Here is a 22081-nt window from a genome sequence, read left to right on the forward strand (position 1 = left end):
ATTGAAGACGCAAATTACAATTTCAGTTTTGGATTATTAAAGTTGAATAATGATATATTTGTAGGAATGATTTCTAAAAAGACCAAATACGCCATTAATGCTCTCGTATTCTTAGCCAAAAGAACAGGGGAGGGACCAATCGTAATTAGCGAAATAGCTGAGAAAGAACATATACCAAGAAAATTCCTTGAATCTATTTTATTAAACCTAAAAAAAGCCGGTTTGCTGGCCAGTAAAAAAGGTAAAGGTGGTGGCTATTATTTACTTCAAAATCCAGATGAAATCAACCTGGCAGATGTCATGCGACTTTTTGATGGGCCAATAGCCTTTTTACCTTGTGTGACTTATAAATATTATGAGCGATGCGAAGAATGCAAGGATGAAGAAACTTGCGGCATTCGTGACGTCTTTTTTGAGGTTAAAAGAAAAACAGTCGAATTACTTAAACAGGCAAGCTTGAGTGAAATCATCAAAAGAGAAAGTAGTCTAATAGCCCATCTTTAAAAAGGGTTTAATTTTCCAATAAATTTATTTTAATGTAAAGTCTATAGATTTAGTAGACTATTCTATATTTGAGGAAAATTCAATTAATGACCACCGCTGCTATTATTACGATATGTGTTATCGTTTTAGCTATCATTCTTTTTGCTACTGAAGCTCTGCCTATAGATCTTGTAGCCATTTCTATTATGATTATTCTGGTGATCACCGGGGTGATTACTCCACAGGAGGGCGTAGAGGGTTTTAGCAATAAGGCAACGATTACGGTCGCTTTTATGTTTGTACTTAGTGCAGCTTTATTAAAAACGGGTGCTTTACAAATGCTTGCACACCGTTTATCTAATATTTTTCGCTACAATTTCAACAGTGGTATTTTGATGATGATGTTTATGATTGCCGTGATATCGGCCTTTGTGAACAATACACCTGTGGTTGCCGTGTTTATTCCTGTGGTGATTCAGATCGCCCACACCTCTGGACAAAGTCCATCTAAAATGCTAATACCACTTTCTTTTGCTTCCATTTTTGGCGGTATGTGTACCTTAATTGGTACTTCTACCAATATTCTGGTAAGTGGTATAGCAGAAAAAGAAGGGGAGAAGGCAGTGGAGATGTTTCAAATGACTCCAGTTGCTGGTGTGCTTTTAGTTGTTGGTATAATTTATATGTCGATTCTGGGAATTAGTTTTTTACCGAAAACCAGACGTACGAAAGATTTAAAAACAAAGTTTCAAGTTAATAATTACATCACTATAGTTGAGTTACTTGCAAATTCAACATCGATTGGCAAAGCAATTATGAATTCTGAATTGGTGACAGAATTTAATATGGACATTATCGAGGTCAGGAGGAATGGAAGTCAGTTTACACTTCCGCCAGGAGATTTTGGACTCCATAAGGGGGATATTCTTAAAGTGAGATGCGATGTAGAAAAATTAAAATCTCTGAAAGGGAAAACCAAAACCTTATCTATGTCTCCACTTAAAATTGGTGACAATGATTTATCAGGTAAGAATTCTGCTTTAGTAGAAATGGTGATTACTTCTTCTTCAGAGATACATGGTAAAACTTTAAAAGAACTAGATTTTAGAAGGCGTTTTAGAGCTATTCCACTAGCTATAAAGCACCGAGATGACATTCAGCATGAAGATTTATACGATGTTAAACTGAGTGCTGGAGATATTATTCTAGCAGAAGTAAAATCCCATTATGTGAAAGAACTGGTCAAGCTGGAGTCTGGACAAAATGCTCCTTTTGTTTTGTTATCTGAAGATCATATTACAGAATTTGATAAAAAGAAATTCGGTATTGTGATGAGTTTGATTACAATCATGGTGGTTTTAGCTAGTTTAGGGCTATTAGATATTATGGTTGGTGCGATAACTGCTGTAATTATTTTGGTGTTTACCAAAATACTTTCGATGAAAGAAATTTATAAAGCCATCAACTGGAAAATTATCTTTTTACTGGTTGGAGCCTTAAGCCTTGGTCTGGCTATTCATAAAACAGGTTTAGACCTTTTTATTGCAGAACAATTACTCACTCAGTTACAGCCTTTAGGTATGATTGCAATTATTTCGGGTTTATATTTGATTACTTCGTTATTGACTGAAGTCATGTCTAATAATGCTTCAGCTGCATTAATGACTCCCATCGCAATTGCATTGGCTCATAGCTCTGGGATTGATGTTTTACCCTTTCTAGTCACCGTGATGATCGCTGCTTCAGCTACATTTATGACCCCAATAGGGTATCAGACCAATACGATGGTTTACAGCGCTGGAAATTATAAATTTAGGGATTTCTTTAAAGTAGGCTTTCTTTTAAATATGCTATTTTGGATCATTTCGAGCTTTGCGATCCCCTGGTACTTCAACTTGATTTAGAAAAGGTCAAATAACTGGATAAATTTATAGGCAACAAAGAAATTGAGAAGAGCGAAAAATAAAGAGGGAAACGACTGGACCAGGCTATCTTTAATTTTAACTCTGACTCCAAAGCCCAATGACATTAGAATAACTAAACCCACAGCAGCACTAAACCCAAGAGCGGGCATAAAATAAAAACCACCCACTAAGCCTAGAGCTCCAAGTACCTGAAAGAAGCCAGTTATTTTTCGCTGAAGTGGAGTTAAACCAAAGCGATTAAACTCTTCATACATGGTTGTACTAAAAAAACATCCTAATCCATAAAAGAAAAAAGAAAGGCTTATAAATAAGACCAAAATTTGCAATACGACCATAGAATTTTAAGGTGCCAGAATTTGAAATATTTCCAAAGGTAGGTTTCTTAAAATCCAAAAAGCTAAAATTAAGGTGAAAATTAACCAAGGCGTTGCATTATGCTCCAAGAGAGATTTAGGCTTTTTCTTCGTTTTCAGCTGAATCCCATAAGTATATACCTTATAGCCGATAACCATCATGGCCAAGACTATTAAAAAATTATGCTTAATTCCAGTCCACAAGTTACCATGGAGAATTTCATGAATCGCCCGCTGGGAACCGCAACCAGGGCAATGAAACCCTGTTAAGCTGTGAAAAGGACATTTTGGAGTAAAGGCAAAAGTTGAAGGATTGATGAAAAAATAAAATATACCCAAAGTCAATATGACAATGGGTATAGATAGTTTTAAGAGATTTTTTTGATTAAACTTTTGCGCCAATTAATAAGTTGATTTTTGCATTTCAGCATTATAAGCTTCCCAAAAAGCATCACCGGCGAAAACGAAAACAAAGACGGCATATCCAATAATACTTACCAACCCTACTATTAATGCTACTAGCCACCAGGTTTTAGCTGTTTTTGAAGCATTAATTGCGCCTTCGTAGTCTCCAGCATTATATTTAGTATTAACTTGTGATGCGTAGACAATACTCACTATTCCAGCTGGTAAGCAACATAGAAGTGTTGTAATAATTGCCATAGCTAAATGATTAGAAGGCCTTTCTGGTTGAGTTTGGTTAGTTTCCATAAATTAAATTTTAGATTTTGATAAAATTAACATTTCAAATCAAACCACCTAAATTTTTACTGAAATTATTTTAGCTTATCTACAAATTCTGAAAGTGATTTTATGGTATGATCAATATCTTCATAAGATAGCGCATCATTTAGAAAATAACTTTCAAAAGCACTTGGGGGCATATAAACACCGCGATCTAGCATACCGTGAAAGTATGTTTTGAATTTATCATTGTTTCCCTTAGCAGCAGTTTTAAAATCAACGACAGGTTCTTCACAAAAATGAATAGAAATCATAGATCCAATTCTATTGATTTGATGGACTACACCAGCGTCGTCAAGTACTTTTTTCATGCCTTTATGGAGGTAAGCCGTTTTCTTGTCCAGACTCTCAAAAATTGATCGGTTCTCGTTCAATTCTTTTAACATGGTATAACCAGCAGCCATAGCTAGTGGATTTCCACTTAAAGTACCAGCTTGGTAAACAGGTCCATCCGGAGCTAGGTGATTCATGATTTCTGCTTTTCCAGCGAAGGCGCCAACGGGCAAACCTCCTCCTACAACTTTACCAAAGGTGACAATATCTGCCAGCACTCCAAGCCGCTCCTGAACTCCACCAGGAGCTAATCTAAATCCAGTCATCACTTCATCAAAAACCAGGAGGATATTGTGCTCATCACATAGAGATCTTAAGTCTTCCAGAAATCCATCGTTTGGCAGGATACATCCCATATTCCCTGCGACAGGTTCTATAATAATACATGCAATTTCACCTTTATGTTTTTGTATCAGAGATTTTACACTATCTAAGTTATTGTAATGGGCTAGTAAGGTATCTTTTGCCGTTCCTTTAGTGACACCAGGAGAATTAGGCTCTCCAAAGGTGGCACCACCACTTCCAGCTTGAATTAAAAATGAATCGCTATGACCGTGATAACATCCCGCAAATTTTATGATCTTATCCTTTCTGGTATAGCCTCTGGCCAATCTTACTGCGCTCATACAAGCCTCTGTACCGCTATTCACAAACCGTATCTTATCAATGCCTGGAACCATATCGATGGCGAGCTTAGCGATTTTGGTCTCCAGCTCTGTTGGTATACCGTAAGAGGTACCATCTTTCGTTTTTTCAATTACAGCATCTACCACTTTTGGATGGGCATGCCCTAAGATCATAGGTCCCCATGAAGAAATGTAATCTATTAATTGGTTGCCGTCCTCATCGTGAAGATAAGCACCCGCAGCTTTTTTAACGAAAATAGGGTCTCCGCCTACAGCATTAAAAGCTCTTACAGGTGAATTTACTCCGCCAGGAATATACTTTTTTGCTTCATCAAATAGGGCACTACTTCGCTTATATATCATAAATCTTTATTTTATCTTTAGTTGTTGACCAATTCTAATACGGTCATTTTTTAATTTATTAATTAATTTCAATTCTTCTACCGTAAGTCCAAATTTTTCAGAAATATTATAAAGTGTATCGCCTTTTTTGACTCTATAAAACCCAACACCATTCAAAGACAGTTTTTCAGGTCGAGGTAAAGGTACGTCAGCTGCTTTGCCAAGCACTTCTTTATCAAATTCATTTAAATTGTAGCGTTCTATTAAGCTGATTAGCTTTTGTGGATACCTTGGATCTGTCGCATAACCTGCTCTTCTAAGTCCTCTTGCCCAAGAGGTGTAATCATCCCTCCTGTAATCGAACAAAAAGTTGTACCGATTCCTTTCGAATAAAAATAAAGAGTGGTCGCGAAAAGAATATTTAGGATCTGCGTATTTTCTAAAACATTCCTGAGCCTCATCATCGTCATGATAGACTTTCTCTCCCTGCCAGCCGTTGCACTTTATTCCAAAGTGGTTATTAGATTTTCTGGTAAGCTTGCCTTTTCCAGAGCCTGACTCTAAAATACCTTGAGCTATAGTGATGCTGGCAGGGATGCCATAGAGCCTCATCTCTTCCTGTGCAATTCCTGAATAATTGTAAATGTAAAGTTCAACAGGGCTTAGTGAACTTAAATCAACATCATCGATATCTTCATCAAGATCATCTTCTAAGACAATCGGCTGAGTTGGTTGGTTTTTTTGTTGTTCACGAACAACAGACTCACTTCTATTGTTTTCTTTTTCAGCAACCGTTTTAGCCCTTTTGGAAGTTCCACAAGAGGTTATCAAGAGGATAAGCACTAAGCTAAATAAAAGAGAGAATTTCAATGATAGTTGATGGTTTGACATCCTTTTTTCTTTAAGTATTTATTCATGCCTTCTATTCCCTGAAGACCACCTGTATGAATCGCTAAAATACGAGTATTTTTGGAAAATAATCCCGACTCCATCATCCCAAAAAGGCCAAAAAACATTTTTGCAGTGTAAACCGGATCCAACGGGATGTGGTATTTTTTCCAAAATTGATTCATAAAGTGAATCAATTCTGAATCAACTTTTGCGTAACCTCCAAAATGGTAATTGGTTTGTAGGCTCCAATTCTTTTTTTGAGTCCATTTTTTAATTTCTTGTTTCAAAAACTCACCTTTTAATGCACTAAAGCCTATGCACTGCTGCTTTGGTGTAGAAGCTTCAACAAGTCCAGCGAAAGTTCCTCCCGTGCCAACAGAGCAACACAAAACATCAAAATCATCTGCTGAAGTCAAAATTTCTTTACAACCTAGAATCGCTTTTGAGTTGGTTCCTCCTTCAGAGATGCAAAACAGATTTTGAGTTGATTTTTTCAAATTTTCTACAAAAGGCATATTTTCTTTCAATCTGTAGTCTTCACGTGTTACAAATGCCAGTTTCATGCCTTTTTGATATGCAAATCTAAGAGTGGAATTGTGAGTTAATGTGTTCTCAAAATCGATTCCTAACTCATCTCCTCTTACTATACCTATGGATTTCATGCCAAGCATATGACAAGCCTCAGCAGTCGCAGCGATATGATTTGAAAAGGCTCCACCAAAGGTCACAATCGTAGGATCTTCCATTGCCATGGCCTCAGTTAAATTGTACTTTAACTTTCTAAATTTATTTCCAGAAATAATAGGATGAATTAAATCCTCACGCTTAATATATATGTCAATATCATTAATTCTTGTAATGAATTCATTTTTAGAGTTATAGTTTTGTTCAAAAAAAGAGCGGTGATCCATGTATTCTTCTAAAATAAAACTCAAAATTAAAACCTTAACTTCGAACTTTCGAATGTATTTTTTAAATTTAGATAATGAATAACTTTAAAAAGCGTATTCCACTTGAGGATGGTGATTTTTATTTAACAGAGGAAGGGTATAGATGCTTTACAGCTCAATATCATTTAAAAAGAGGTTACTGTTGTAAAAGCGGATGTAGACACTGTCCTTATGGTTTTGATAAATCTAGAGACAATAATTGAAGCTGGAAAAATATGGATTTGGCACGTTAGTTGCTCTAACTATATTAGATATTAAATTATTATGAAAATAATAAAATTTACATTACTGTTTTTTGGAATTCTCGCTTTAACCTCGTGTTCCACGATTCAAGTCGCTTCGGATTATGATAGAGAAGTTGATTTCTCTAGTTACAATTCTTTTGCATTCTTTAAGCCAGGTATTGATAAAGCTGAAGTGTCTGATTTGGATAAGAAAAGAATATTAAGAGCGATAGAAAGAGAGTTGACTTTAAAAGGCATGGTAAAGTCTACCAATCCAGATTTGCTGGTTAGTATCTTTACAGAAAGTACTCAAAACGTTAATGTATATCAGAATAATTTCGGCTGGGGCTGGGGCTGGGGTTGGGGATGGAACCCCTATTTCATGGGGCCAGGTCTCAATTCTGTTTCCACTAGTGTAGAAGGAACTTTATATATAGATTTAATCGATTCTGATAGAAATGAATTGGTTTGGCAAGGCTTAGGAACAGGAATTCTAAGTTTGGAAATGGAAGAAAAAGTAGAAAAAATTAATGAAATTGTAAAAGAGATTATGGAGGAATATCCTCCTGAAAGAGACCTGAAGTAAGTTCATGGTTGTTTATTTAGTTTGTTAGGTAAGGCTGTACGAAGTTGATGTTTATCACTTTGTACAGCTTTATTATTAAAGTGAAGTTATGAGTAGAGGATTTGTAAAAGAAGGTGATCAAGAAGAACCTATCGTAGTACCTCCTAGGGCCTCGTTACCAGAAGGTAGAAGCAACTATGTCACTCCATATGGTAAAAAAATGCTACTGCAAGAAAAAGAAAATTTAGAAGCACAAAAAGATAGATTGTCCCTGGTTGATGACACCGAAAGGCGAAGGGAGCTTAGCTTATTGAATGGAAAGCTTAAACTCTTAATGGAACGTATAACATCAGCTCAAATTATAGATCCAAAAACTCAAAATACCCAAGAAGTAAGGTTTGGAGCTAAGGTAAAGTTTAAGATGAATGGCATTCAGCAAACCTTTCAAATCGTAGGGGTGGACGAAGCAAATATTAAAGAAAAAAAGATTGCTTTTACGTCGCCTATCGCTAAAGCTATCATTTCTAAAAAAACAGGTGAGTGTTTCGAGTTTAAATTAGGGGAGGAGGTTCGTTCCATAGAAATTCTTCATATCGAATATTAAAAATTCAATTTGGATAAGCTCACTAAACTTTTGACATGCATTTCGTGTCCACCTTCAAATTTGAGAACATCTGGAGGATTAGGAAACACCGATTTTGCATATCGAATTTGAGAATCAATTTTATCTTGAGTTATATACTCATCTTGATCTCCATATATAATTGTTGTCTTTAATTTTGGTAAATGATTAAAACTGGAGAAATCGAATTCTTCGGGAATGCTCCCAGAATGAATAACAAGCCGATCACAATTCATTTGTCGATAAGCTATCCACCTTGTAACAATTGAAACTCCTTGAGAAAACCCCATTAATATGATAGTTTTATCTTCTGGTATCTCTTCTTTCTGCACAAGGGCATCTAAATAATTAAGCACGTTTTCAATTTCTAGATCTCGATTTTCTTTAGTTAACCATGAAGCTCCAACATATCTATAGGCTTTAGTTTGATAATATTTTGATGGAGCTTGTGGGGCGATGATGTAGTTTTCATCTGGATCTAATTTTTTAAAATATGAAATAAAATATTTGCTCAAGAATCCAATCCCATGGCACGCAATCCATACGTTTTTGGTGTCTGGGGTTAAGTTGTTGAGCGTTGAATAAGTATTAGTTGTTTGGTAAATAACTTGCTTGGCTTGACTCAAATGCTTGTTTTTAAATGATTAGAACTTGACTTATTTGATTAATTTTATGGGGATGAATATAATTAAGCTTTTTCTACTTTTCTTGATGCTTTTCTGTTTTTTCCCGTTTGTAAGCGGTCAGGAGAAAAAAATTAATGGAATGAGTATGGTAGCTTCCAGATCTTTAATCGATCAAAATCAGGCTAAAGAACTCAAACAAACTGGATCAAACTTCATCGCGGTGATGCCTTATGCTTTTATGCCAAAAGCCGATACCCCCCAATTATTTTTCGATAATGAGCAGCAATGGAATGGAGAAACCCTGGGTGGAATAGAATCTGATATACAGACACTTAAAACACAAGGTTTAAAAATAATGGTGAAGCCTCACATCTGGGTGGGAAGCGGAACTTTTACTGGTAAAATAGCTATGTCATCTGAGGCTCACTGGAAAGCATTCGAATCTCAATACAAGCAGTATATTCTAGCATTTGCTCAGCTAGCAGAAGAGAACGATGTAGAATTATTTTGTTTAGGAACAGAATTGAATTCGTTTGCTATTCAGCGAAAAGATTTTTGGTGTGATTTTATAACTGAGGTTAGTACCGTTTATTCTGGTAAATTAACTTATGCAGAAAATTGGGATTCCTACGATAATGTTGGTTTTTGGGATAGTTTAGATTTCATTGGAATCGATGCTTATTTTCCGATTTCAGAAGAACGAACACCTTCTACAAAAAACATAAAATCATCCTGGTTTGTTTTAAAAAGAGACTTAAAAGCTTTTTCACAATCTTTACAGACTAAGATCCTTTTGACAGAATACGGGTACAGAAGTATGGACTATGCAGGCAAACAACCCTGGGACTCTTCTAGAGAAGAACGTCCAGTAAATCAAACGGCTCAGCTCAATCTTTTAAAAGGATTACACGAGAGTTTATGGGATGAAGGATGGTTTGCTGGTGGGTTTTTATGGAAATGGTTCCCAAATTTTAACGAATCCGGTAAACGACACCAAAATCGATTCACTGTGCAGGGTAAGCGTTCTGAATCTTATTTAAAATCTTTTTATTCCAGGAAATGATTTTTCTATTTAAAAACTATAAAACGCTTATTAAAAAGTTCTGAATACTCCTAACGCATACTTATGCTTTCGTATTTTTGTTAATCAAATTCAAGCAAATGGATAAACAACATATACTCGAGCAGTGTAATGCATACAATAAAAATACCTTAATGGAAACTTTAGATATTTCTTATGTGGATGTTGGCAAAGATTTCCTTACGGCTAAAATGCCAGTAACCCCGAAGGTACATCAGCCCGACGGTGTGCTCCACGGAGGAGCCATGGTTGCTCTGGCAGAAAGTGTTGGTAGTGCAGCCTGTTTTGTATTTTTGGATACTCAAAATTTTATGATCAGAGGTCTTGAGATTTCAGCCAATCATGTGAGGAGTCTAAGTGAAGGTGATGTATTTGCTACTGCTTCTTTTATTCATAAAGGAAGGACAACCCAGGTATGGGATATTAAATTGAAAGATAAAGATGATCGACTGATTTCTGCTGTGAAATTAACAACCATAGCTTTACCAAAAATAAACTGATGCAAGAGCTGCAACATCAATTAGAAGAGGCTTGGAAGTCTTCTACTCCATTTGTAGCATATCATCTACCTGATTATCCCGAGGTGTATTGTATGATGCAAAAAGACAGAAGTTTAAATTACCTTAAAGATTATAACGAATCTGGTTTCGTTTTCGCTCCATTCAAAGAATCGTCTCCATCGCTGATTTTTAACAGTGATAATTCAGAATTTACAAAATATAAGGTTGTCAATAAAGGGTCAGATCCTGTTTCCAATTTCGACATCAATCAAAACGATAAACAAAACTATTTAAACCTTCTTGAAAAAGCCATAAATCACATTAAAACAGGAAAGTCAAAAAAAATTGTCTTATCCAGAGTAATTTCCTCAGATTACGACTTGAAAAGTCCCTATAATTTGCTTCTTAAGTTAATTACTAACTACCCACAAGCTTTTACATATGTTTGGTATCATCCAGAAATAGGACTATGGGCGGGAGCCTCTCCAGAAACTCTGGCTAAAACCTATAGAAACCGTTTTGAAACTATGGCTTTGGCAGGCACTAAACCCATACAATCTACAAGACAGTGGACGGCTAAAGAAAAAACAGAACAGCAGCTGGTAACAGATACAATTGTAGCCTCTTTAACCCATCATGGGAGAAATGTAAAAGTCTCAGAACGAAAAACAGAACAAGCTGGTGATTTATTCCATCTTAGAACTGATATTCAATCCACTTTTGAGACACATAAATTAGGTGATATTTTAACAGATTTGCACCCCACGCCAGCTGTCTGCGGATTACCTAAAGATGAAGCTTATCGTTTTATATCATCTCATGAGACTTATGATAGGCAGTTTTATACTGGTTTTTTGGGAGAATTAAATATGCCTAAACAAACCCAACGATCCAAAAGGACTCGAAATCAGGAAAATCAAGCTTATAAAACTATTGCTAGAGCTTCCAATTTATTCGTAAACTTAAGATGTTTGAGCTATGAGGAAGGCAGAGTTCACATTTATGTCGGAGGTGGGATTACGAAAGATAGTATCCCTTTGGATGAATGGGAGGAAACCAAGAACAAATCCAGAACGATGTTAAAAGTGCTATAAGAATTAGCTTTTAGCGGTAGTTTCAATTTCATCGCTATTATTTTTGTGTTATGAATCAGATATATTCAACCATTCCAAGTGCGCAACTTATTGTTGAACTTTGTGTTCGTAATGGTATTCATCATGTGGTAATTTCGCCTGGTTCACGCAATGCTCCCTTAACCATTACCTTTGCAAATCATCCAGAAATAACAGCCTACAGTATAGTTGACGAACGCTGTGCTGCTTTTTTTGCCTTGGGCATGACACAGCGTTTTAATGCTCCAGTGGCAGTGGTATGTACTTCAGGTTCTGCATTATTGAATTATTACCCTGCAGTTTCCGAGGCGTTTTATAGCAATTTACCTCTTGTAGTCATTTCTGCAGACCGTCCTTCACATTTGATAGATATTGGTGATGGTCAAACTATAAGACAGCCTAATGTGTATGAGAATCATATCTTATATTCTGCGAATTTGAAAGATGATTCTCATAATTCGAATGAGCCTTTTACATTAAAATACAATGCTGATCAAACTCAACAGGCACTGCAAACCGCGATTACAAAGCAGGGACCGGTCCACATTAATGCACCATTTGATGAACCACTTTATCATAAAACTAATCACCTAGAAATAGAGATTCCGAACATGCAAGCGTTAGAGCTATCAAAATCAACTTTAGACGATTCTGACTTTGTAAAGTTTTGGAATACATCAGCTAAAAAACTGGTTCTGGTGGGGGTGAATCTAGACGAAGAAATTGATAATGAAGTGATTAAATTGCTTTCAAAAGATCCTTCAGTGATTGTTATGACCGAGATTACCTCCAATATTTCAGATCCCAATTTTTTCACTAATATTGACTCCATACTTGCTCCAATCGAAGCAGAAGCTAATTCCGATTCACTTTTTGAAGCACTGCAACCAGATATGCTGATTACTTTTGGAGGTCTTGTGGTCTCCAAGAAAATTAAAAAATTCCTCAGAAATTTTAAGGCTAACCAGCATTTTCATATCGATCCCAGAGAAGCTAACGATACGTTTTTTAACTTGACAGAGCATTTCCAAACTACGGTAAATGAGTTTTTTAAAACACTTAGTCCAAAACTCAATCTGGTTAATTCTAAATATTTTGATCAATGGAATTCCATTAGGTTAAAAACACTAACCTTCAGAGAAGCCTATAAAAAAGAGATAGGGTTTACAGATTTTTCATTTTACTATAGCCTTTTTGAGCATTTACCAAAAGATGAAACTGTACATTTTGCGAACTCTTCTAGTATACGCTATGCTAATTTATTTGATTCTAAAAGAGAAATTAAGGCTTTTGCTAATCGAGGGACCAGTGGGATAGACGGTAGCACTTCAACAGCTCTTGGTTATGCAGTAGCCAGCCAAGAACCTACAACATTAGTTTCTGGAGATTTAAGCTTCTTTTACGATTCCAATGCACTTTGGAATAATTACATTCCTAAGGATTTTAAAATCATTCTGCTTAACAATGCCGGAGGTGGTATTTTTAGGATTCTTCCTGGCAATAAGAATGAAGACTATTTCGCTAATTATTTTGAAACTACCCATGAACTCAATGCTAAGCATCTTTGTGAAATGTATAAGATTCAATACGTAGAAGCTCACAATCAGGCTGAAGTTGAAAAACAGTTACCTTTATTTTTTGAAAGAAACGAAAGCCCTCAACTTATAGAAATTTTCACTCCTAGATTAGAAAATGATAAAGTACTCCTTGGTTATTTTGAATATTTGAGAGCAAAAATCGACTTTCAATCTGTATTGAAGTCAGAATACTTTGAGACCTCCGGGCACTAATTCCTCAATCAACTTTAAAATTGATTACTTTTGCTATCTAAATAAATTTGAATGTTAGACCTTGGTGTAAAACACACATTAGTTATTGATAGAGACACTCCTCCAGGATTATTTTTGAAAGATCCTAATTCTGAAGAGGAAGTACTTTTACCTAATAAATACAAGCCTAGTCATTTTGAAATAGGTGATCAAATTGAAGTTTTTGTGTATTTAGACTTCGACGAACGACCAATTGCCACTACTTTGGAACCCAAAGTAATGCTAGATGAATTCGCTTATTTAACTTGTGTAGATAGCAATGATTTTGGAGCATTTCTCGACTGGAATTTAGAAAAACACCTGTTTGTTCCGCACATGGAGCAGGCTTATAAAATGCTCAAAGGCGAGCAATATCTTATTTTCTGCTACTTAGATGAGCAAACCAATCGGTTAGTAGCCTCTAGTAGGGTTAATAAATTTGTAGATAACTCCATTTTAACGGTTGAGCATTTTGATGAAGTAGATCTTATTGTTACTAATCCAACAGAAATGGGATACAATGTGATTATCAATGAAATACATAGTGGCTTACTTTATAAAGATGAGGTTTTTCAAGAACTCAAAACAGGAGATCGATTAAAAGGTGTAGTTAAGAAAATTAGACCTGATAATAAAATTGATGTGTCTTTACAAAGACCTGGCTATAGAGGTATTGAACCTAATGCTAAAAAAATCATGGAAGTTCTGGAATCTTCAGATGGCGGCTTTTTACCAATCCACGATAAATCTAAGCCTGAATTGATTTATGAGACCGTGCATCTAAGTAAAAAAGCGTTTAAAAAAGCAATTGGAACGCTTTATAAGGAACGTCAAATCACTATCGAGAATGGTAAGGGTATTTTTTTGAAGAAAAACTAGTTTCCAGAAAAATAAAATCCAGAACCACTATTTCTTCTGTAAGGAGATAATTGAAAGAATGGAGAGAGTCTGTTATACTTATCTCCTAAATCTTCATAAGCTGAGTTTTTTATTCTGTTTAAATCTGAATATATGGGTTGCTGGTGATATGAAGGCGCGTAGATAGAATTGGAGCTGTTATCAAATTTCGGCTTAAAACTACTAAATATGGCACCTTGTCTTTCTATAAAAGAGAAGTTTTGTTCCTTTTGTTGCTGTGCTCTATAAGCTTTTCTATTGGCTGCAGCTACCATATCAACTTCTGGTCGTCTGGAAAATTTATCTGCAAATATGTTTATCTCAGGAAGATTAAAATCTTTTCCAACGCTAGTCACACTAAATGGGTCTGAAGTCATACTTAAAGAAGGAATGAGACTGATTGTATTCATCTCTAAATCTGTCTGCGCACTGGTATTGCAGTAGCAAAACATTATAAATAGTATAACTATGGATTTATTAAGATTCATACTTCAAAGTTAGCAAATATTATACCCAATCTAAGATATTTTCTTTTTTCCATAGATTTGGAAAAAAACTTCGTTGTTGGTGTTTTGGATGCAGATATTTTTTCCAGGGAGAGCCACCAGTTGCTTTTTTAGTTTTTCCTTTTTTATCTAAATATTTTGTAGCTGTTTTCAAGTGGGTTTTGGACCACTTAACATTGTATTGGTGGTCAAAATCCTTCATTCTAAAAATTAAGTTTTCGGAGGGATCTTCAAATTTTAGAAATTGCTCCCATACTGTCTTACCCCTTGTAGATTTTGCTAAAGACTTAAAACTTAATAAATACTTTTCTTCAAAAGCTTTTAGTGTGTATGACGTTTTTCCAGTTTTTCTGTTATAACCTGCATCCCTCCAGTAGATGTTTTCAAAAATTTCATCTAGTTCAGGAGATGAGGTTAAACGCTTTTTACCCTCGTTATTCACTAAATTGATGACGGGTGTGCACATGAGTTCTAGATAACGGAACTGTGCACTTTGGAATCCACTTGCAGGGGCTAATGCAAGTCTAAATTGATTATAGTCATCATAATCTAAACCTTCTGTCATAACTTCAAATGAAGTGATGAGCATATCGGTATATCTTATCAAACGTTTTAATTTTTCAGCAAAAAATTGTTCTGATGAGAAGTCTTCATGAGCATTGATTTGCTTTAATTCATGAATCATCAATTTTAGGGTCAATTCTGTTATTTGATGATAGACTATGAAAACGGTCTCATCTTTAAAATCGGTCTTAGGCTTTTGCAAATCGAGCAGGGTGTCAACCTCGATATAATCCCAATAATTAAGAGGCTTAGCATGCAGTAGTCCTTTAAGATAAGTTTCGGGGTTTTCACCCAGAGCTTTATACTTCTCCTTCAGCTGTTTTAAAAGCTCATTTGTCATGGTTAGCTTTTTGTTCAAATTTATTAAAATAAATCAAGCTATACTTTAAAAACTCTTATATATCAATCGTTAATTCAATGCAAATTAAAAAACTAAGATAAAGTATAAATCCAAGTTATAGTTATATGTTAAGATCAAATTTATCAAAGCTATCAAATCTTAAAAACTTAGTACATTTGTATAAAATCTAATAATATGTCTGATACAAACGAACGTATAAATTGTTTAATTATTGGTTCCGGACCAGCAGGCTATACTGCTGCTATTTATGCAGCCAGAGCCGATATGAATCCAGTAGTTTATACAGGTATGGAACCTGGAGGCCAGCTCACTACAACTACTGAAGTTGATAACTTCCCAGGATATCCTGATGGAATTGATGGTCCAAAAATGATGGTTGATCTTCAACAACAAGCAGAACGCTTCGGAACAGACGTTCGTATCGGAATGGTGACAAAAGTTGAACTTTCAGATCAAGTCGGTGGTACACATAAAGCCCAAATCGATAATAAAACTTGGGTTGAAGCTCGCTCTATAATAATATCAACAGGTGCTTCAGCTAAGTATTTAGGACTTCCTAGTGAACAGCGTTTAAGAGGTGGTGGTGTCTCTGCTTGTGCAGTTTGCGATGGCTTTTTCTATAAAGGTCAAGATGTTGCTATTGTAGGTGGTGGGGATACGGCCTGTGAAGAAGCAACTTACCTAGCCAAAATTTGTACAAAAGTGACAATGCTAGTCCGAAAAGGTGAGATGAAAGCTTCTAAAGCTATGCAGCACCGAGTAGAGAATACTGAAAATATTGATTTACGCTACCATAGTGAAGTAGACGAAGTGTTAGGAGATCAGGTAGTTGAAGGTTTAAGAATTGTAAATAACCAGACAGGTGAAAAAGAAGAGATCAAAATCACTGGTCTATTTATCGCCATTGGACATAAACCTAATACTGACATTTTTAAAGATTATTTGGATATGGATGATGTAGGATACATCATTACTAAGCCAAAAACCACAAATACAAATTACCCTGGTGTATTCGCCTGTGGCGACTCTCAAGATAAAGTTTATCGCCAAGCCATTACAGCTGCAGGGACTGGTTGCATGGCAGCTCTAGACGCAGAACGTTATCTGGCTAGCCTTGAAACTACAGAACGTTCTGAGCCTCAGGCAGCTCTAAGTTAATTTATAAAAATTAAGTTTAAGAAAGGCTTTTGTAATACGCAAAAGCCTTTTTTATTTGGTCATCTGAAACTTTACAATTGATTTTTGGCTGACCTAAGGCAGTTAACAACACAAAATTTATATTTCCAGCAGAATTCTTTTTGTCGTGTTTGAGATAAGTCTTAATCGCATCGATATCTTCCTCTGAAAATTCTGTGCTTTTAAAATAAGAAGTAATTATCCTGCTAGCCCTATCGCACTCCTTTTGGGAGAAATCAAGAATTTCCTCTGAAAGCTTTAGCGCTAAAACCATTCCTATGGCTACAGCTTCTCCATGAAGAAGTTTATTCTTTTGCTCTGATTCCATGTGGTAGGATTCAATAGCATGACCTAGGGTATGGCCGAAATTAAGGGCCATTCTCATTCCTTTTTCATGTGGGTCCTGTTCTGCAATTTGAGTTTTAATCTTAATAGAATCTTTGATGAGCTCTGGTAATCTATCCACATTAAATTGCGATAAATCTTCAAAAGCGTAAAAATCGTCGGCATTGGCAATTAAACCATGCTTAAGCATTTCTGCTAAACCACTTCTCATTTCTTGAGGGGGTAAGGTGGCCAGGTAACCTACATCAATCAAAACTAGTTTGGGAGGTCTTATTATACCAACTTGATTTTTCAAACTATCCAAATTCACACCGTTTTTTCCTCCAATAGCAGCGTCTACCATGCCTAGGAGTGTTGTAGGAACATGAACAAAATCAATTCCTCTTTTAAAACAGGATGCGACGTAACCCCCAATATCTGTTACGATGCCACCTCCAAGATTAATCATTAAAGATTTACGGTCTGCGCCAGTTTCAGAAAGTGCTTTCCATATTTCATGACAGGTTGTTATCGTTTTATGTTCTTCACCCGGCTCAATTTCAATCCATTCTATTTTTAAATCAGATTCAATTTTTTCAGCTAGAAAACGGGAGCAATGCAAGCTGGTATTGGTGTCTACCAAAATATAAATTGAAGAGTATGAGCCAGATGAAATTAAAGTATTTAGTGCTTTGTATGCTTCTTCTTGAAAGGCTATTTTGTAAGATTTTAACTCTATAGTTGTCATTTCGAAAAGGCTTTGTTAAGATTAATGTAATTGCAAAACTGCAAAGCGAAAATACTATATCAATCTCTATATTTGAGCTTAATTTTTTTTAAAAACTATGATCGACACTAAAATATTCAATGATACTAAACACGCCTTTGTTTTAAAATCTGATAAAGATTTAAAGCGCTCTTTGTTTTTGTTCTCAATGATGAACATTCCATATTTTGTTCCCGTATCTACTGCAGCAACCAATGTTGCTCTAAAACTAAAACTACCTATTGAGCCATTGGTAAAAGCTACGATATTTAAACAGTTTTGTGGCGGAGTAAGTCAGGATGATTGTATGCCTCTGGTGAAAAAGATGAGAAAAGAAAATGTTTACAGTGTTTTGGATTATTCTGTTGAAGGAAAAGAAAGCGAAGCCGAATTTGATAGAGCCGCATCAGATAAGATAGAAATTATCAAGTATGCTGGTGGAGCTGAAGAGATACCATTTGCTGTTGCAAAACCCACTGGTTTGGGGCGATTTGAAATTTGGGAAAAGGTGACAGCCAACGATAAGCTAACCGATAAAGAACAAGAAGAGTGGGACAACATCAAAGTTAGATTCGAAAGCGTGTGTAAAGCTGCATATGATAATGATACTCGACTTCTCATAGATGCTGAAGAGTCTTGGATGCAGGATGCAGCAGACAATCTCATAGAAGATATGATGAGAAAATATAACAAAGAGAAGCCCATTATCTTTAACACTCTACAGTGCTATCGCTGGGATAGACTATCTTATGTAAAAGGCTTGCATGAGCGTGCACAAAAGGAGGGTTTTAAGCTCGGTTTTAAAACTGTTCGTGGTGCTTACATGGAAAAAGAAAACGCAAGAGCGAAAAGGAAAGGTTACCCAACACCTATTTGTGAGGATAAAGAAGCAACCGATGTAAATTTCAATGCCGTGATGTGCTATTGTATTGATAATGTAGACGATATCTCGCAATTTATAGGGACTCATAATGAGGTGAGTACCTATATGGCTCTACAGTTGATGAATCAGAAAGAATTACACCTCTCTGATGATAGAATTTGGTTCGCACAGCTTTACGGAATGAGTGATCACATCAGTTTTAATTTGGGTCGAGTAAATGCCAATGCCATTAAATTAGTTCCCTTTGGCCCTATTAAAGATGTTATTCCTTATCTGATTAGAAGAGCTCAGGAGAATTCTTCAGTTCAGGGTCAGACAGGTAGAGAATTAGCTCTTTTAAGAGAAGAAAAAGACAGAAGAGATGGTAGCTATGTTAAGCGAGTAGAATAATGGCAATTCTAAAATCTGATATTACTAATGAAGAATACAAATCTTATTATGATTTGTACCTCAGCAGGGTTATTTCTTCGACAGAGCTTTTTGAGGCTCTACATCAAGAGCAAGAACTGGTTGACTTATATGAGTGTTTACCTTCTCAGAAACATGAGTTTCGTTATGCAGAAGCGAAATGGACGCCAAAACAAATCCTTCAGCATTTAATTGATACGGAACGTATTTTTGTAAATCGAGCTTTAAGGTTCGCTAGAGAGGATTTTACTGTTCTACCAGGCTATGATGAAAATGATTATGCAGAAAATTGCTTCTCCAATAAAAGAACTATCGACAATTTGCTTCAAGAGTTCAAAGCAGTTAGAAACTCAACTATTCTTTTGTATAAGAGTTTTGATGAACAGGTACTTAAAAATATAGGTCAAGCTAGTGGAGGTCCTTTTTCAGTTAGGGTTATTCCGTTTATATTGTGTGGTCACCAGAAGCACCATATCCATATTATCAAAGAGCGTTACCTTAAAGCATAAGCATGTCATCTAAAACTTCTGTATTTACATTACTAGACATCGGCAGGAGTTTACAAAGGATGGTCAGTGCGCATTATCATAAACCTTATTGGATCAAAACTGAGATTGCTAAACTCAATTATTACGACAAGAGCGGGCATTGTTATCCAGATCTTGTAGAAAAACAAAACGGGCAAATTCTTGCCCAAATGCGGGCAACCATTTGGGCTGATAATTATCAAAATATATCTAAACAATTCCTGAATCTTGCTAAAAAACCACTATCAGAGGGAATGACGGTATTGATATTGGCAAAAGTTAATTATCATCCTAACTATGGCTTTTCCCTTAATATCATAGATATTGACGCAAGCTTTACGCTAGGCGAGATGGCAAGGGAAAAGCAGGAAAGTCTTAAACGACTTAAATCTGAAGGAATTTATGATCTTAATAGATCCATGTCCTCTCCAAAGCTTCCCCAACGCATTGCTGTGATTTCGGTCCAAACTAGTAAAGGGTATCAGGATTTTATCAATATCATTTCAAAAACCTATGCTCATTTCAATTTTGAAATAGAATTATTTCCTGCTTTGCTACAAGGTGATAAAGCTATAACCTCCATTGCTAAAGCTTTAGAGAGCATAGAAAACACAAAAGATGATTTTGATGTGGTTACCATCATAAGAGGTGGTGGAGGGGACGTTGGATTAAGTTGCTACGATAGCTTTATACTAGCTTCAAAAGTGGCAAGATTTCCACTTCCAGTGGTAACTGGTATTGGACATTCAACCAATGAAACTTTAGTGGAACTGGTGGCTTTCAAAAATAAAATAACACCTACAGATGTTGCTTATTATTTTATAGCGGCCTTTCAAAACTGTTTTGATGAGCTTAAAGCTCTTACAAACCATTTCGAAACTAAGGTTGATGGTATGCTGAAGGAAAAAAATCAAGAACTATTGAACCTTCATAAAGAGTTTAAAACACAGGTTAATACTTTACTCAAAACTCACGACTATGAGTTGAAAGCGCAAAAACAACGCATCAAATCGAATCTCCCATCCTTAGTGTTATCTAGGCTCGATGGTTTAGAGCAACTCAAATATAGAATGGATTGGTTGGTAAAAAACAAACTTCATAATCAAGAAGATCAACTTTTATTGTATTTTAAATCAATCCAAAGGGAGGCTAAATCTACAACCAAGCAGCAGCATCAAGAATTGGATTACCTCTCTAAATCATTAGACTTACTTTCACCTGAACGACTTTTGAAACGAGGGTATACACTGAATTTGCTAGGCGATAAAATTATAACATCCACGACAAAACTTAAAACAGGCGATCGCTTAAAGACAATATTTGCCGATGGCTATGCTGAAAGCGATGTCGTAAAAATTCAAACTGATGAAAAAAACTGAAAGCTATGAGGAAGCTCTAGAAGAGCTTAAAACTATCGTTTCCGATATAGAGAACGATGCTGTCTCGGTTGATGAGTTGACCAAAAAGGTGAAACGAGCTTCAGAGTTGATAAAACACTGTAAGACCATTCTCACCAAAACAGAAAAGGAAGTTAACTCTGCTTTAGATGATATGGAAGATTTGAATTCTAAAACAAGTTGACTAAAATTGGTTAATCGTTTTACGAATGTGCACTAATCGTGTAAGCAGTCCTTCAAGTAACTCCAAATCAAGCATATTAGCCCCATCACTTTTCGCTTCGCTAGGATTGAAATGAGTTTCAATAAACAAGCCATCCACCTGGTTGACCACTCCCGCTCTGGCAATAGTCTCTATCATTTCTGGTCGACCCCCGGTTACGCCAGAGGATTGATTGGGCTGTTGTAAGGAATGCGTAACATCTAGCACAGTTGAGGCGTAACGCTTCATTGTAGGAATACCTCTAAAGTCTACAATTAAATCTTGGTAACCAAACATAGTTCCTCGGTCTGTAATCATCACCTTTTCATTCCCAGAATCCTTTATTTTTTGAGCTGCGTGCTGCATACTTTCTGGACTCATAAATTGTCCTTTTTTAAGATTGACAACTTTTCCAGTTTCTGCAGCAGCTACCAAAAGGTCGGTTTGCCTAACGAGAAAGGCAGGAATTTGCAGGATATCTACGTAGGCTGCTGCCATCGCAGCATCACTTTCTTTATGTATATCGGTTACCGTTGGGATATTAAAAGTGTCACTTACTTTTTTTAAAATCTTTAGCGCTTTTTCATCTCCAATTCCAGTAAAACTATCTATTCTGCTTCGGTTTGCCTTTTTAAAAGAGCCTTTATAAACGAAAGGGATTTCTAATTTATCGGTAATGGTAAGTATTCGTTTTGCAATTTTTAAAGCCATGTCTTCCCCTTCTATAGCACATGGGCCTGCTAGTAAGAAAAAGTTAGAAGAATTGGTATGTTTTAAATTTGGAATTAGATTAAGATCCATTAGAATTTTTTTTCAAAGATAAGGATTTCAGCACGTATTTATTAACGCTAATTTCTCAAACTCCAGGTTTTTTAAAATGTGATT

The 22081-nt window shown here is 35.8% G+C and carries 26 protein-coding genes; 15 read left to right on the top strand and 11 right to left on the bottom strand.

Features of this window, described 5'->3' with window-relative positions; all coding sequences use genetic code 11:
- Positions 1 to 66 precede the first annotated feature (66 nt).
- Both F598_RS0105920 and F598_RS0105925 read left to right on the top strand, forming a co-directional pair.
- The gene (locus F598_RS0105920; protein WP_019038108.1) at positions 67 to 504 is read left to right on the top strand and encodes an RrF2 family transcriptional regulator; all 438 of its coding nucleotides are present in this window, start codon (positions 67 to 69) and stop codon (positions 502 to 504) included.
- 86 nt (positions 505 to 590) lie between these two features.
- Positions 591 to 2387, top strand: coding sequence for a sodium:proton antiporter (locus F598_RS0105925; RefSeq protein ID WP_019038109.1), 1797 nt, complete (start codon positions 591 to 593; stop codon positions 2385 to 2387).
- Here the strand turns inward: F598_RS0105925 and F598_RS0105930 are convergent.
- From F598_RS0105930 to F598_RS0105955, 6 genes are all read right to left on the bottom strand, one after another.
- The gene (locus tag F598_RS0105930; RefSeq protein WP_019038110.1) at positions 2384 to 2743 is read right to left on the bottom strand and encodes a DoxX family protein; all 360 of its coding nucleotides are present in this window, start codon (positions 2741 to 2743) and stop codon (positions 2384 to 2386) included. The genes F598_RS0105925 and F598_RS0105930 overlap by 4 nt on opposite strands.
- A gap of 6 nt (positions 2744 to 2749) precedes the next feature.
- Positions 2750 to 3163, bottom strand: coding sequence for a DUF2752 domain-containing protein (locus tag F598_RS0105935; protein ID WP_019038111.1), 414 nt, complete (start codon positions 3161 to 3163; stop codon positions 2750 to 2752).
- Complete coding sequence (locus F598_RS0105940; protein WP_019038112.1) at positions 3164 to 3472, bottom strand: CD225/dispanin family protein; 309 nt, start codon at positions 3470 to 3472, stop codon at positions 3164 to 3166.
- Between the two features lie 65 nt (positions 3473 to 3537).
- A complete protein-coding gene (gene hemL / locus F598_RS0105945; protein WP_019038113.1) occupies positions 3538 to 4827 on the bottom strand; it encodes a glutamate-1-semialdehyde 2,1-aminomutase in 1290 nt (429 codons plus the stop codon).
- A gap of 6 nt (positions 4828 to 4833) precedes the next feature.
- Positions 4834 to 5697 (bottom strand): glucosaminidase domain-containing protein, encoded by an 864-nt coding sequence (locus F598_RS0105950; RefSeq protein ID WP_019038114.1) that lies wholly within the window; start codon positions 5695 to 5697, stop codon positions 4834 to 4836.
- On the bottom strand, positions 5673 to 6608 hold the full coding sequence (locus F598_RS0105955; protein WP_019038115.1) for a 1-aminocyclopropane-1-carboxylate deaminase/D-cysteine desulfhydrase: 936 nt from the start codon (positions 6606 to 6608) through the stop codon (positions 5673 to 5675). The genes F598_RS0105950 and F598_RS0105955 overlap by 25 nt, the downstream gene beginning before the upstream one ends.
- 74 nt (positions 6609 to 6682) lie before the next feature.
- On the opposite strand from F598_RS0105955, the gene F598_RS15440 reads away from it, so the two are divergent.
- The 3 genes from F598_RS15440 (at position 6683) to F598_RS0105975 (ending at position 8040) form a co-directional block, all read left to right on the top strand.
- Positions 6683 to 6850: a C1orf53 family protein gene (locus tag F598_RS15440; protein WP_019038116.1), complete on the top strand. Its 168-nt coding sequence runs from the start codon at positions 6683 to 6685 to the stop codon at positions 6848 to 6850.
- A 61-nt stretch (positions 6851 to 6911) separates the two neighbouring features.
- Positions 6912 to 7457: a DUF4136 domain-containing protein gene (locus tag F598_RS0105970; RefSeq protein ID WP_019038117.1), complete on the top strand. Its 546-nt coding sequence runs from the start codon at positions 6912 to 6914 to the stop codon at positions 7455 to 7457.
- A gap of 88 nt (positions 7458 to 7545) precedes the next feature.
- The gene (locus tag F598_RS0105975) at positions 7546 to 8040 is read left to right on the top strand and encodes a GreA/GreB family elongation factor (RefSeq protein WP_019038118.1); all 495 of its coding nucleotides are present in this window, start codon (positions 7546 to 7548) and stop codon (positions 8038 to 8040) included.
- On the opposite strand, the gene F598_RS0105980 is transcribed toward F598_RS0105975, so the two are convergent.
- A complete protein-coding gene (locus F598_RS0105980) occupies positions 8037 to 8684 on the bottom strand; it encodes an alpha/beta hydrolase (protein WP_019038119.1) in 648 nt (215 codons plus the stop codon). The two genes, F598_RS0105975 and F598_RS0105980, sit on opposite strands and share 4 nt — an antisense overlap.
- Before the next feature lie 52 nt (positions 8685 to 8736).
- Here F598_RS0105980 and F598_RS0105985 point away from each other — a divergent pair, with 52 nt between their 5' ends.
- The 5 genes from F598_RS0105985 (at position 8737) to F598_RS0106005 (ending at position 14064) form a co-directional block, all read left to right on the top strand.
- A complete protein-coding gene (locus F598_RS0105985; protein WP_245539756.1) occupies positions 8737 to 9747 on the top strand; it encodes a glycoside hydrolase family 113 in 1011 nt (336 codons plus the stop codon).
- 98 nt (positions 9748 to 9845) lie between these two features.
- Positions 9846 to 10265, top strand: coding sequence for a PaaI family thioesterase (locus F598_RS0105990; RefSeq protein ID WP_019038121.1), 420 nt, complete (start codon positions 9846 to 9848; stop codon positions 10263 to 10265).
- Positions 10265 to 11359, top strand: coding sequence for a chorismate-binding protein (locus F598_RS0105995; protein WP_019038122.1), 1095 nt, complete (start codon positions 10265 to 10267; stop codon positions 11357 to 11359). Before F598_RS0105990 ends, F598_RS0105995 begins: the two co-directional genes overlap by 1 nt.
- 50 nt (positions 11360 to 11409) lie before the next feature.
- Positions 11410 to 13167, top strand: coding sequence for a 2-succinyl-5-enolpyruvyl-6-hydroxy-3-cyclohexene-1-carboxylic-acid synthase (gene menD, locus F598_RS0106000; protein WP_019038123.1), 1758 nt, complete (start codon positions 11410 to 11412; stop codon positions 13165 to 13167).
- A gap of 51 nt (positions 13168 to 13218) precedes the next feature.
- Positions 13219 to 14064, top strand: coding sequence for a CvfB family protein (locus F598_RS0106005; protein ID WP_019038124.1), 846 nt, complete (start codon positions 13219 to 13221; stop codon positions 14062 to 14064).
- Here the strand turns inward: F598_RS0106005 and F598_RS0106010 are convergent.
- On the bottom strand, positions 14061 to 14570 hold the full coding sequence (locus tag F598_RS0106010) for a hypothetical protein (RefSeq protein WP_026302546.1): 510 nt from the start codon (positions 14568 to 14570) through the stop codon (positions 14061 to 14063). The two genes, F598_RS0106005 and F598_RS0106010, sit on opposite strands and share 4 nt — an antisense overlap.
- Before the next feature lie 19 nt (positions 14571 to 14589).
- Positions 14590 to 15492: a tryptophan 2,3-dioxygenase family protein gene (locus F598_RS0106015; RefSeq protein ID WP_019038126.1), complete on the bottom strand. Its 903-nt coding sequence runs from the start codon at positions 15490 to 15492 to the stop codon at positions 14590 to 14592.
- A 195-nt stretch (positions 15493 to 15687) separates the two neighbouring features.
- On the opposite strand from F598_RS0106015, the gene trxB reads away from it, so the two are divergent.
- Positions 15688 to 16671, top strand: a complete 984-nt coding sequence (gene trxB / locus F598_RS0106020; RefSeq protein WP_019038127.1) for a thioredoxin-disulfide reductase — start codon at positions 15688 to 15690, stop codon at positions 16669 to 16671.
- A 16-nt stretch (positions 16672 to 16687) separates the two neighbouring features.
- On the opposite strand, the gene aroB is transcribed toward trxB, so the two are convergent.
- Entirely contained in the window at positions 16688 to 17761 is a 1074-nt protein-coding gene (aroB, locus tag F598_RS0106025) for a 3-dehydroquinate synthase (protein WP_019038128.1), read from the bottom strand.
- A gap of 97 nt (positions 17762 to 17858) precedes the next feature.
- Between aroB and F598_RS0106030 the strand changes: the two genes are divergently transcribed.
- The 4 genes from F598_RS0106030 to xseB are packed head-to-tail and all read left to right on the top strand — an operon-like array spanning position 17859 to position 21178.
- Positions 17859 to 19052, top strand: coding sequence for a proline dehydrogenase family protein (locus F598_RS0106030; protein WP_019038129.1), 1194 nt, complete (start codon positions 17859 to 17861; stop codon positions 19050 to 19052).
- Positions 19052 to 19579: a DinB family protein gene (locus F598_RS0106035; protein WP_019038130.1), complete on the top strand. Its 528-nt coding sequence runs from the start codon at positions 19052 to 19054 to the stop codon at positions 19577 to 19579. The genes F598_RS0106030 and F598_RS0106035 overlap by 1 nt, the downstream gene beginning before the upstream one ends.
- Positions 19580 to 19581: 2 nt before the next feature.
- Positions 19582 to 20976: an exodeoxyribonuclease VII large subunit gene (gene xseA / locus F598_RS0106040; protein ID WP_245539757.1), complete on the top strand. Its 1395-nt coding sequence runs from the start codon at positions 19582 to 19584 to the stop codon at positions 20974 to 20976.
- The gene (xseB, locus tag F598_RS0106045) at positions 20963 to 21178 is read left to right on the top strand and encodes an exodeoxyribonuclease VII small subunit (protein WP_019038132.1); all 216 of its coding nucleotides are present in this window, start codon (positions 20963 to 20965) and stop codon (positions 21176 to 21178) included. Before xseA ends, xseB begins: the two co-directional genes overlap by 14 nt.
- On the opposite strand, the gene kdsA is transcribed toward xseB, so the two are convergent.
- Positions 21179 to 21997, bottom strand: a complete 819-nt coding sequence (kdsA, locus tag F598_RS0106050; RefSeq protein ID WP_019038133.1) for a 3-deoxy-8-phosphooctulonate synthase — start codon at positions 21995 to 21997, stop codon at positions 21179 to 21181.
- Positions 21998 to 22081: the final 84 nt, after the last annotated feature.

It is taken from the genome of Psychroflexus tropicus DSM 15496 (assembly GCF_000378765.1).
In the GTDB taxonomy this organism is placed as follows: domain Bacteria; phylum Bacteroidota; class Bacteroidia; order Flavobacteriales; family Flavobacteriaceae; genus Psychroflexus; species Psychroflexus tropicus.